This is a genomic window from Paraburkholderia fungorum, from assembly GCF_902833645.1.
Classification (GTDB): Bacteria; Pseudomonadota; Gammaproteobacteria; order Burkholderiales; family Burkholderiaceae; genus Paraburkholderia; species Paraburkholderia fungorum.
Window position 1 is genome coordinate 281926 of sequence record NZ_CADFGE010000003.1, and the last position, 11697, is coordinate 293622.

Consider the following 11697-nt stretch of genomic DNA (forward strand, 5'->3'; position numbering starts at 1 on the left):
GGTGTTTTAACGTGACGCGTCGCGGTACACCGCGAGCGCCTGTTCGAGACGGGCGCGGGCATTGGCATCGAGCGGCTGGGCGGGTGAACGCGCCGGACCGGCCGGCATGCCGAGCATTTGCGCCGCGGTCTTCAGCACCACCGGCATCGTGCCGAGCGCGAAGGCGTCACGCAGCGCGCGCAGCGATTCCTGCGCCTTGCGTGCGGCCGCGATATCGCCAGCCTGAAAGTGCTTCCAGATCGACGTGACGATATCCGGTACCGCATTCGTGGTCGCGGCCACCGCGCCGTCGCCGCCTGCGATCAGGGTCCACAGAATCATCGAGTCGGTGCCGGTGAACACCGCGAAATCGTCGCGGCGCAGATTGATCAGTTGCAGCAAACGGTCGAAATCCCCACCGCTATCCTTGATACCGCGAATGTTGGGGATCTCGGCCAGGCGGCGCACCGTGTCCACGGTCAAGGTGATGCCGGCCTTCGCGGGAATCGTGTAGAGCATCACCGGCAAGGTGGTGGCCCGCGCGATCCGTTCATAGTGCGTGAACAGTTCCGGCTGCGTCGCGCCGTTGAAATACGGTGTGATCACCGACACCGCATCCACGCCCACGTCGAGCATCTTGCTGTTCAGATCGATCACGTCGCGCGTGGCATACGCGCCGGTACCGGCAATCACCGGCACGCGCGAGCGCGCCTGGTCGACGGCGATTTTTGCGATCCGCAGTTTCTCCGCTTCGTTCAACGCGATGAATTCGCCGTTGGTGCCGAGCACGAACAGCGCATGCACACCGGCCTCGATCAGGCGTTCGATCAGTGCGCGCAAACCCGCTTCATCGACCTCTTCCGAAGCCGTCATCGGCGTGATGAGGGCGGGAATGATCCCTTTGAACAAGACTGTCATGCTCGACTCCACTTCTACGAAGAAAGGCTCGAGGTTGTGGCTCGAGGCCTTCCTGTTTAATCAGACTGCTCGAATCGTTCAGAACTTGTGACGCAAGCCCAGCGCCGTGACGAACTGATGCGAGGTGCTCGACGCCGTAATGGGCCACAGCGCCGCGGTTGCCGCGCGGCCCGTCGAATCGATCCCGCTCGCCGCCTGCCAGCCGGCGCTGAGATACACGTCGGTGCGCTTCGACAGGAAGTAGTCGGCGCCGGCGTTCACCTGGTTGTAGTGCGCGTCGCCGGCGCCGTGCGTACGGGTGTAGTTGTAGGCCACACCGAGCAGCGTGGCCGGCGTCAGCTGATAGCGAAAGTTGGCTTCGACGTTATCGAAGGTCGCGGTATCGCCGGCAAAACGCGCCACGGGTGCGGACGCCGCGCCCGACCCCAGATCCTTGAACTTCGAGTTCGAGTAGATCAACCCAAAGGTGGCCGCCCCGAACGTGTACGCGCCGCCCACCGCCGCGATCTGAAGCGTACGCGCGGACGCGTAGCCGGAGTAGATCGGGGTGTTGTTCGGCGAGATCGCCGCAGTACCGGCCGTGCCGTCGAACAGTCCGGTGTTCGGCGTAGTGGCGTTCATATAGGACGCCGCAACCACGAATGGACCGTTCGCATAGGTGGCGCCGAGCCCCCAGACGCGGTTATTCGAGAAGTCGCCGGCGGTGCCGCCAAAGCTGTACAAGCCGCTGAAGCGAAAACCCGCATAGTCATTACTGGTGAACTTCACGCTATTGCTAATCCGCTCATTCACGTAAAGGTTGTCCGTATTGCCCGGATGCGCGCCAAGACCGCCCGCCCACTGATTGGCCGCCGTCAGTGCACCGAGAAAATCCGCGGAGGTGTCGTTCTGCCGCCCCGCTGTCACCTTACCGAAACCGCCGCTCAAACCCACATAAGCGGCGCGCCCGAACTCACGGCCGTTCTGACCGAGCGTGCCGGCCGTGCTGCTAAAACCATTCTCGAGGACAAACAGCGCGCTCAGGCCGCCGCCCAGATCCTCCTGACCGCGCAATCCCCAGCGGCTGCCAGACAAGGTGCCGCTCGACATCTGGAGATTCGAGTGGCCTTTCTGGCTGTTCGAATAGACGAGCGACGTGTCGATCAATCCATACAGAGTAACGCTGCTTTGCGCGTGCGCGCTGGTCGTGGCCGCACCGAGTACGCCCAATGTGGCCAGGACCTGGAAGGAACGCTTCTTCAATTGTGTCTCCGTGATTTTTCTTGATGGCAGGCCATGGCGCTTCGGCCACTTGCAGACGGTCGAGGCCTGCTGACGTGAGCGTTTCGCTCAATATAAACGACCGATTCGGTCAATATAATGATCGATTCAGTCGTTTGCAAGTATTTTTTTTGATTCGATCATGAAAACGATTGATTCGATCAATTTTGCGTCAACCGATCACGCAGCCGATGCAGCGGGACACAAAACAGTCGGCGGGAGGTGGCTATCGGGTAGGAGGTTGCTCGAAGTGACATAATTCCCGCGTCGTTGCTTTGCAACGCGACCACTACTTTCACGCCGCAAAACCAGGAGATTCAGATGAGCAAGGGATATTGGGTAACCGCGTACCGCGCGATCAAGGACCCGTCGAAGCTGGCCGCGTACGCACAGTTGGCAGCACCCGCGGTGGCCGCAGCTAATGGCAAATTCATCGTCCGCAGCGCGGCCGAAGAAGTTCGTGAGCAAGGTTTGAAGGAACGGACCGTCGTGATCGAGTTTCCGACCTACGAACAGGCCGTTGCCGCCTATGAAAGCGACGCCTACAAGAAAGCGCTTGAAGCCCTGGCCGACGGCGCCGAGCGCGATCTGCGCATCGTTCGCGGCGCCGAGTAACGCGTACGCTCAGGTGGCCGCGGCGGCCTGCACAAGTGCGCCGATGCCGTCGATCGCTTTCATCAACTCTGCAGGCGCGCCATGCCGCGCCTGCAGATAGCTCGTAGCGTTATACGAGAACCACACCTCGCCGGCTTCGTCCTGCCACACCAGCACCTTAAGCGGCAAATCGAGCGCCACGCTCGGCGCGGCCAGCATCAGCGGCGTCCCGGCCCGCGGATTGCCGAACACCAGCAATTGCGACGGCGGCATCGCCAGCCCCGCGCGCTGCGCATCCGCGGCGAAATCGATACGGGCAAACAGGATGATGTGCTTCGCTTCGATCAGCGACGCAAACGCGTCGGCGCCCTGCTCGACCGTGCGTTGCGTGGGTACATTGACAATGCCGTTGTCGGCGGTGAGCGCGGACATGGATTTCCTCCGAGTGTTGACGTCTGTTATCCCCTCCTTCGTTCTAGTCGCCGATTCCGCGATTTGCCAACTTCAACGAAGCGATCCGTAAGGATTTCCTGACCCGAAGTTCAGCATCGACCGTCCATTTTTTCTCGATGTCCCGACAGCCCCGGAATAAATGACCGCATACGATGCATGCATCGTCTACCGTCATTTGCCTGGGGCTGTCATGTTCCCTTACCTGTCCGAGCGCGAGAATTCCGTCGAGCATATCAACACGATGTGCCTGAATTTCTTCGACGTGTGGTGCGAAAGCAGAAGCGTGGTGCCGTTGAGGCATCTGCTAAGCGGTTGGCCGTTGACGAATAGCGACCCGGAATCCCTTCGGCGTCTCGCCACCGCGCTGCGCGATCTCCGACGGCATCATCTGTACGACGCCAGGGGCGCCTCGTTTGAGGAACTCTGCGAACTGTCGGATTGCGTCGAGGATCTGCTTGCCCTCTCGTCGCTATCGTCGCTCTCGTCCCAGTCGACGTGGGCGACGGGCAATGCGTAGCACGTAGCGCGACCGGAGAAGCAGGGCCTCGCGCCAGTGAACAGGTAACCGGCAACCGGCAACAGGCAACAGGCAGGGGAGAAAGCGTGCATTTCAACGAAATCAGCGACGAGGAATGGCGGCAGTTAGCGCCCATCCTGTCGGATGCGATCATCGCTCATGGGCAACGCGGCCGGCCTCGTGTGCGAGTGCGACTCGTGGCCAATGCCGTGCTGTGGATCCTCACCACCGGCGAATCGTGGTCACGCTTGCCGGGCACTTTCCCGTCCGTGCCGACATGCCGGCGCAGCCTCGAAAAATGGCGGTCGACCGGTGCCCTCGCGGAAATGCACCGGCTTCTCTCAAACGCCGGCCGCAAGTTTCGCTGCGGGCCGGACGGCCTGCCGGAACTCCGCCATGCCGCGCCAAGGACCATTGAGCGTCAACCCAGGGACGAGGGCCTTCGGCAGGTATTCTGGAAAGATCAGGCAGCGTGGCAGACACCGGAGGCCACACGGCGGCCGCGTCTCACGATGGATACGTTCACCCGGATCGCACAGCAGTTGCCGAATGCTTCGCACACCCGGCCTGAGCATGTCTCGTCCTGCGGGCCGGCCGAGCGCCCGCAGATCCTTCATCGGACTGTCTCGCCCTGGATGGGTCTTGCGTCGAACGGCCGATGCGAACTCGATCCGCGCGGCTATGTTATTTATCTCGTCGCCGATCCGGTCGCCAACGGCCGCTTCCGCGGCTGGGCCGAGATCGTGCGGGATGCCCGGCGGATGGCGCGCTCCGGACTGATTGGCCCAAGCTTCAGGAACAGCGAGGCGGCCCAGCAATATGCCTTCGAATGGGCGCGGCGCTGGATCGACGAGGCACTCGGCAACAATAGCGAGGACGCCGAGCTCGAGAACGATCTCTGGCAGCGAAAACTCCGCTCAGGGTAAGCGGGTGCACAGCGGTCCATTAAAGGCACGCCCGCGCGATCACGATTTCTCAGAGCATCCAGTACTCGTCTGGAATTCTGCGGTCCGCTTCGGAGAGGTAGGGATTATCCAGTTGAAAGGTCTTGCGCAACGCGGGTTTTGCGAGGCCCAGCGCATTTTGAATGTAGGGATGCGAATTAAACAGTTTCATGTAAGTCCCGTCGCGATACGCCAGCACGAGCCCCCGCTCGATCGTCTGCGCGAGCGCCGCGTGGCCCGTCGCGACGTAAAAAATAAAATCGGACCGGTACTTCAGCATCAGCCGGTTCTCTACGACCAGATCAGGCTCGAGATGCCGGCGAGCCTCCAGTTCGGCGAACGCTTCAACCACGCCTCTTGGAAAATAGTCAACCCGCCCGCTCTGGGTCATTTCGAACAGCGACTCGTAAGTCGACGTTTGAACATCCAGACCGGTTGTCCGCAGGATGTCGGTATCGATCCATCCTAGCCCCTGACAGCACGTGAACGCTTTCAGATCCGAAAAGCGCTCGACTCTGTCGAAATCGCGTTGCCGGTCCTTTCTTATGATGAATATCCGATAGCCGATCAACCCGCGATGGATCGGAATCCGCACCACGTTCAGGCCGCGTTCGGACCTCGCCTCCATGCTCGTCCAGTGCAGATTGATCGTATTGTTGCCGTTTGCCAGTTCGGCCAGCGCGCGGCCACGCTCCATGACAATGTCGGTCTGCTGCGCCGTATAGGCGGCTTGCGCCGTTTTCATCGCCAGATCGAGGACAGCGAGCGCAAACGCGGCATGCACGTCCCCACCGGGACGAATGCGTGGATAGACGATACTGAAAGGCCCGGCCGACGCGGCAGGCGTGCCAAGCGCCAAGCCCGCGGCGCCCAGCGCGGCCAGTACAAAACGCCTGCGATGCATGAATGGAAAGGTTTCTCGACACGGGATGGTGCGCCCGGATTGGCGCATCGCCGCTCAGGTGCGCACCTGAACGGTGTTTCATCGTGCCATGCGTAACGCATACTGGCAAACCGTGCTTTCCCGCTGCCGCAGCAGGCGCTTCAGTGCGCCGGCGTGATCAGTGAACCGCGCCGAACATTGCGTTGACCCCTTCCACGGGCGTCAGTCCTACGTTGAAATAGCCCTCCAGCCTCGAGGCGGTCGCGTCGTCGAGTATGAAAGGCGGCCGGATGAAGCCGGTCGAAAACGCATGGTCATACCATTCGCTCATCCACACACGCAATTCCGTCTCGTGCTTCGACAACTCCGCCGAGTGCTCCGCGCTCATTCACGACCTCCCTTGTCCGGCGCTGTCAGATCACGCCACGAGCCGCTCAAAGCCCATCCTGCCAAGATTGTCCACGGGCGGGAATACATGCCAGGTGCCGTCGCCGTGCCGGTAGAAGAACAACACGATCGGACCGCCGGGCCGGCTGACTTCGATGCAGACCCGGCAGCTCGTCCCGTCCCGCGAGGCATGCAGCGCGAGCAAACGGGCCGGCAGTGCGCCCGCGGTTGCCTGCAATTTCTCGCGCAAGCCGCGCAATGAGTCTCTCGTTGCCATCGCTTCCGCCCCTCGCGCAACTCGTTCGCGTCTGACAATCGTGGGCCAACGGGATATTTTTTTCCGTCAGGAGCAATGGATTGTGCATTCAGGAAACACTGCTTCGAGGCTCAGGATTTCCTGAATCGCGCGCGTTACTCCGTGACCAGACCGTGCCTGATTGCATATCGGATCAGCTCGGCGTTGTTGTTGAGGCCGAGCTTCTGCATCAAGCGCATCTTGTGGGTGCTGATGGTCTTGGCACTGAGCGAGCATGATTCGGCGATCTCGTTGATGGCCTGGCCGGCCGCCAGCATTTGTAACACCTGGAATTCGCGGTCGGACAGAACCTCGTGCGGCGGCGCGTCGCCGGAATGGGTTTCGAAGACCATCGCATCGACCAGTTTCGGATCGATGAAGCGGCCGCCTCCCGCCAGCTTGCGGATCGCCGCGAGAAGCACGTCGGGATCGCTGTCTTTCGTCACATAGCCGGTTGCCCCTGCTCGCAGCGCGCGCGAAACGACCTGCGCCTCGTTGTGGATACTCAGCACGAGGATCGGCAAAGGAGGTTGCTCGGCACGCACGCGCCGGATCAGATCGACCCCGCTGATCCCGGGCATCGTCATGTCAAGCAACACCAGATCGAAGCGCTTCGTACGCAGCCAGTCGAGCACCTCCGAACCTTGCGCGGCCTCGGCGGCGACGACGATGTCGGCGGTCGTCGCGATAATCTGTTTCAGGCCGCCCCGCACGACAGCGTGGTCGTCGGCAATCAGAACGTTAATCATGTGTTTTCCCCGCCTGTGAGCGGAATGTGAATGGAAATGGCTGTGCCCATGCCGGGTGCGCTGTCGATCGTCATCACGCCGCCGATCAGGCGGGCGCGTTCCTGCATGCCAAGGAGACCGTACGAATAGCCCCTGCTCGCCACGACCGGATCGAAACCGCAGCCGTCGTCGCTCACGTGGAGGTCGAGCGCGGCCGCGTTGCTGGTCAGCGTCACGTCGACTCGCGCCGCATTCGCATGGCGCCCGGCATTGGTGAGCGAGGCCTGAACAATGCGAAACACGGCCGTAGCGCAGGCTTCCGGCAACACAGGCTCGCCGCCGTTGATGTGCAACTGGCACGGAATGCCGTTACGGCGCACAAAATCTTCAACCAGCCACTCCAGCGCCGACACCACCCCGAAGTTCAGCGCCACCGGCCGCAGATGGTTCGCGACGTTGCGGACCATCCAGATCGTTTTTTCGACAAGTTCACGCATGTCGTCGGCTTTGCGCATCGCATCGGAATCGTGGCCGAGGCGCATTTTAAGCAGCGAAACATCCATCCTCAAGGCGGTCAGCAGTTGGCCCAGTTCATCGTGAATTTCCATCGCGATACGCTTGCGCTCCTCCTCGCGAATCGCCTCCATGTACGCGGACAGTTCGCGCAACTGATTGCGCGATTCGAATAGCTCCTGCTCGATGCGCTTGCGCGCCGTGATGTCGTTCAGGCCCACGTAGATCGCCGGCGCATCGTCGAAGGTCGCCACGCGCGCGGTCGCCATGGCCCAGAACGACGACCCGTCAGCTCGCCGCAAATGGACTTCGCTGTTGCTGAAGCTGCCTTCATTGCGCAGATGCGAGACCAGCCGGTCGCGATCGCCGGCATCCACGTAGAGGTCGACGATATTGGTCAGCATGCCCGCGCGCGCGTCGAGACCGAACAGTTCGCGCAGCGGTTCATTCGCGTACAGAATGACGCCTTCGGGCATCGACGTGATGCACAACGGAATGGGGCTGGTTTCGACAATCGTGCGAAAACGCGCTTCGCTTGCCTGTAATTTCGCTTCCGCCCGGCGGCGTTCGTCGACCTGGGCGGACAGCCTCGCGTTCGATTCCGCCAGTTGCCTCGTGCGCTGCTCGACCTGCTGTTCGAGGACATCGCGCGCGAGCGACAATTCGGTCTCGGCCTGCTGGCGCACCGCCACCTCTTTGAGCAACTGGCGGTTCTGCGCGACCAGTTGCCGGTGCATCACGCGCAGCGCGAGGTGAGTTTCGATTCGCGCCATCATTTCATTGACGCGCACGGGCTTCGCCACATAATCGACGCCGCCGGCCGAGAAGCCCTCGACCATGTCGTCGCCGCCCGTCAACGAGGTCATGAAGATCACCGCGATATCGCGTGTGCGCTCATTCGCCTTGAGCCGCCGGCAGGTCTCGAAGCCGTCGATACCCGGCATCTTCACGTCGAGCAGGATCAGGTCGGGTTGTGAAAACAGCGCGCGTTCGAGCGCCTCTTCGCCATCCAGTGCAACGAGTACCCGAAAACCGCGCTCTGTCAGGCTATCGACAACCACACCGAAATTCGCGGGCGTGTCGTCCGCGATAAGGATCGTCGGCCGTTCGCCGGCCTCTGCGTTGGCTTCGTTCATGGCTTGGGCTCGACATTCAGGTATCGTTCGACCAACTGAAGAATAGCCTTCGATTGATAGTCCCGGGCGAGCGCGCGCAACGGCGCCGTGAACGCGTGGTAACGCGGATCGCGCGCCGCCATTGTCTCGGCCCAGACAATGATTTCATGCATGTCGCCAAGGCGGGCGAGATGATGGAGCTCTTCCATCTGCTGCCTGGGCACGGCCGCGAGGCCGATCCCGGGCATATTGGCGCGCGTGGACGATGCCGGCGTCGCTTGAATCCAGGTTAGTCCGAGCAATATGGCGATCTGGGTCAGCAACGCTTCGAGATCGAGCGGTTTGGACAGGAAGGCGTTGGCGCCCGCGTCCATGCTCATCGCCCGGTTGGTTCCGGAAGGACTGGCGGACATCGCAATGATCGGGAGCTGGGCGAACGCCTCCAGTTGGCGCAGCTTGCGGGTCAGCTCGAGTCCATTCATTTCGGGCATCACGATGTCCGTGAGAATGAGTGCGGGGTGTTCGTGCTGCGCCTTCTCAAAACCCTCACGACCGTTTTCCGCTTCGACCGTGGCAAAGCCGAGACGGCCCAGCAGGTCCACCACGATCGCGCGATTGATCTCGACGTCGTCGACCACTAGCACCTTGCGGCGCGGCCCTTCATAACCCTGCACGGCATCCGGGCGCGACGCCGCGGCCGTGGCCTTGGCTGTATGTGATACCAGCAGCACGTTCGCCGCCGGCAGTTCGAAGCGGAAAACGCTGCCCTGCGCGACGCGGCTTTCGACCTCGATCTTGCCGCCCATCGCACTCACGAACTCCCGGCTGATCGCCAAACCGAGGCCGGCCCCACCGGCCCGCCGCTCGGCTGCGCCTAATTGCTCGAAGGGCTCGAAGATCGTGTTCAACTGATCGGGACCGATGCCGATCCCGGTGTCGCGCACCTCGAAACAGACACGGTTCGACGCCGACCTCGAGATATACAGGCCGACGTAACCAGAATCGGTGAACTTCACCGCGTTTGCAAGCAGGTTGAGCACCACCTGGCGCAAGCGCCGCTCATCGGCACGCACCCCCGCAGGTGCATCCGCGGCAATCTCGCAGATGAAGCCAAGACGCTTTTGCTCCGCCTTCACGCCGATGATTTCCCGAATCACATCGACAAACCCGGCCAGACGCACGTCACAGATTTCGACTCGCAGCTTGCCCGCTTCAATTCTCGCGAAATCGAGCGTGTCTTCGATCAGGGTCAGCAGATGTTCGCCGCTTTTGCGGATCGCCTCGACGCGTTCGCGCTGCCGCTCGCTCAGCATCGGATCGCGCGCCAGGATCTGCGCATAGCCAAGAATGCCGTTCAGCGGTGTGCGTAGTTCATGACTCATGTTCGCCAGGAATTCGCCTTTGGCCCGGTTGGCTGCTTCGGCCAGATTGCGGGCCTCGCGTTCAGCCGCGGCATCACGCTCGTCGCGATACGCGTAATACAAACGCGCGCTCATCGTATTGAACGCGGCCGCCACGCGGTCGAGTTCGTCCGGCTCGCGGGGCTTGCGCCGCTGGAGCATGAACGGCTGGGGCGTTTTACGGAAATCGTAGCTTTCCACCGTGCGCGCAATCGCAGCGACGTGCCGCATCACGAGACGGGACAGGATGTAGACGATGAACAGCGAGACGAGGAAGGTATTGGCGGCCTGCGTGACCAGAATCATCGCGGCGGTTCGCATTAGCTCGTCGTACAGATCGAGCAGCGTCGCCTCGACGTAGAGCTCGCCGATCTGCCGCTCCTTGCCCTGTACGCTGTAGACCAGCGGAAACGTGCGGGCGACGACCGGGCCGGCCAAGCGCTGGCCGGCGCTGATGTAGGCGGATTGTCCCGTCGCCCCCGCCTCGCGAATTTCCACGGCGCGGATGTCGGCGAGACGCAGAATGCCGTTCAGTTCCAGTTGCAGTTGGGCACGGTCCAAGCGCCAGAGGGCTTCAGCGAGACTGTCGCGATTGCTGCGGTCGATGTCCGCGAGGCGGCTCTCGATCTGCTCGACTCCAAGGTGGTAGTCACGGTACAACTGCAAGCCTGTCAACAGCACAGTGACGGCGCAACTGACCAGCAGCACCGTCACGAGCAGCCGCAACACAAGGCTGCCCCGCAAGCGGCCGATCAAACTCCACCATGTGTCGAACAGATTGTGCTTCATACATCCCCGCGAGTGCTACGGTTCTAGTTTCGTCTATTCTGCACTCGTTGCCGCAGCGGAATACCGACACGTCGGGCGCCGCGTCGGCAGGTGGCAATTCAAGGTTTGCGCCTGCCTGGCCAGTCGATGGTGAGCCCATTCGGGGTTTTCCCCCGGGCTTTAGCGGCGCTCACGCGAAATGAAACGCGCGCTGACTCCTCCGAAGAAGAGCGTTTATATCCCGTACAGGACCCGCACCACCGGCGGCGCATCGGCTACCGCCTTCTGCACATAGATCCGGGGATACAACACGATCTCATCGATGCAGGAAACCAGTTCGCAGAGGACCGGCCAGATGCGTCCGCCAAGCGCGTCGGGATTCGACCTGCCGAGTTCGCGCAAGCCGTCCGCCAACCGTTTCACGGAGGCGTGCCCCTTATCCGGCAACGGCCAGCTATGCAACAGGTAACCGAGCGGAACGACACTTCGGCTTTCGCACCACGACTCGAACAGGTGCTGACACGCGGCGTTCAGGCGTTCAAACACGCGTTCGTGACTTTCTGAATGACCGCTCATGAAAAGCCCATTGAACAAGACGACGATAAATCATCGTAGGGACGCCGGCGGCAGCACGCAGTCAGGAAGCCCGGAAAAATGCACTTCCGGTCTGCTGAATATACCGTCAGGAAATCCTGAATGCCGCCGTCAAGGCTCTCAGGTCAGACATGCTCTGCACCCTGTCGAAATCCGCCTGACGATCCTTCCGTATGATGAATATCCCGCACCCCGATCAATCCGCAATTTTCCGGAATCCGTATCACCGGCAAGCCGCATTCCGCTTCTGCGTCCATGCTGATCCAAAGCAGATGGATGGCGTTGCCATGCAGCGGCAGCGTGCCGCGATTCGTGTAAGCATATAAAGACGCGTTGCTTGCCAAGCAAT

General features: G+C 61.6%; 14 protein-coding genes. 3 read left to right on the top strand and 11 right to left on the bottom strand.

Annotated features, from left to right (window positions below):
* Window positions 1–6: 6 nt before the first annotated feature.
* Window positions 7–897 (bottom strand): 4-hydroxy-tetrahydrodipicolinate synthase, encoded by an 891-nt coding sequence (gene dapA, locus HWX91_RS12415; protein ID WP_028194040.1) that lies wholly within the window; start codon window positions 895–897, stop codon window positions 7–9.
* 78 nt (window positions 898–975) lie between these two features.
* Window positions 976–2139, bottom strand: a complete 1164-nt coding sequence (locus HWX91_RS12420; protein WP_081832895.1) for a porin — start codon at window positions 2137–2139, stop codon at window positions 976–978.
* Between the two features lie 339 nt (window positions 2140–2478).
* On the opposite strand from HWX91_RS12420, the gene HWX91_RS12425 reads away from it, so the two are divergent.
* Window positions 2479–2772, top strand: coding sequence for a DUF1330 domain-containing protein (locus HWX91_RS12425; RefSeq protein WP_028194042.1), 294 nt, complete (start codon window positions 2479–2481; stop codon window positions 2770–2772).
* Window positions 2773–2781: 9 nt separating this feature from the next.
* On the opposite strand, the gene HWX91_RS12430 is transcribed toward HWX91_RS12425, so the two are convergent.
* Window positions 2782–3183: a DUF302 domain-containing protein gene (locus tag HWX91_RS12430; protein WP_028194043.1), complete on the bottom strand. Its 402-nt coding sequence runs from the start codon at window positions 3181–3183 to the stop codon at window positions 2782–2784.
* A 160-nt stretch (window positions 3184–3343) separates the two neighbouring features.
* On the opposite strand from HWX91_RS12430, the gene HWX91_RS12435 reads away from it, so the two are divergent.
* Complete coding sequence (locus tag HWX91_RS12435; RefSeq protein ID WP_244144057.1) at window positions 3344–3721, top strand: hypothetical protein; 378 nt, start codon at window positions 3344–3346, stop codon at window positions 3719–3721.
* Between the two features lie 86 nt (window positions 3722–3807).
* Window positions 3808–4647: a transposase gene (locus HWX91_RS12440; RefSeq protein ID WP_052660599.1), complete on the top strand. Its 840-nt coding sequence runs from the start codon at window positions 3808–3810 to the stop codon at window positions 4645–4647.
* Between the two features lie 49 nt (window positions 4648–4696).
* On the opposite strand, the gene HWX91_RS12445 is transcribed toward HWX91_RS12440, so the two are convergent.
* The 8 genes from HWX91_RS12445 to HWX91_RS12480 form a co-directional block, all read right to left on the bottom strand.
* Window positions 4697–5569: a hypothetical protein gene (locus HWX91_RS12445; protein ID WP_028194044.1), complete on the bottom strand. Its 873-nt coding sequence runs from the start codon at window positions 5567–5569 to the stop codon at window positions 4697–4699.
* Window positions 5570–5726: 157 nt separating this feature from the next.
* Window positions 5727–5936 (bottom strand): hypothetical protein, encoded by a 210-nt coding sequence (locus tag HWX91_RS12450; protein ID WP_028194045.1) that lies wholly within the window; start codon window positions 5934–5936, stop codon window positions 5727–5729.
* 30 nt (window positions 5937–5966) lie between these two features.
* The gene (locus tag HWX91_RS12455) at window positions 5967–6212 is read right to left on the bottom strand and encodes a hypothetical protein (RefSeq protein ID WP_042273609.1); all 246 of its coding nucleotides are present in this window, start codon (window positions 6210–6212) and stop codon (window positions 5967–5969) included.
* Window positions 6213–6346: 134 nt separating this feature from the next.
* Window positions 6347–6979: a response regulator gene (locus HWX91_RS12460; protein WP_028194046.1), complete on the bottom strand. Its 633-nt coding sequence runs from the start codon at window positions 6977–6979 to the stop codon at window positions 6347–6349.
* On the bottom strand, window positions 6976–8607 hold the full coding sequence (locus HWX91_RS12465) for a response regulator (RefSeq protein WP_028194047.1): 1632 nt from the start codon (window positions 8605–8607) through the stop codon (window positions 6976–6978). Before HWX91_RS12465 ends, HWX91_RS12460 begins: the two co-directional genes overlap by 4 nt.
* Complete coding sequence (locus tag HWX91_RS12470; RefSeq protein WP_028194048.1) at window positions 8604–10775, bottom strand: ATP-binding protein; 2172 nt, start codon at window positions 10773–10775, stop codon at window positions 8604–8606. Before HWX91_RS12470 ends, HWX91_RS12465 begins: the two co-directional genes overlap by 4 nt.
* Before the next feature lie 213 nt (window positions 10776–10988).
* Window positions 10989–11330, bottom strand: a complete 342-nt coding sequence (locus tag HWX91_RS12475; RefSeq protein WP_028194049.1) for a hypothetical protein — start codon at window positions 11328–11330, stop codon at window positions 10989–10991.
* 143 nt (window positions 11331–11473) lie between these two features.
* A complete protein-coding gene (locus HWX91_RS12480; protein ID WP_127837968.1) occupies window positions 11474–11692 on the bottom strand; it encodes a hypothetical protein in 219 nt (72 codons plus the stop codon).
* Window positions 11693–11697 lie beyond the last annotated feature (5 nt).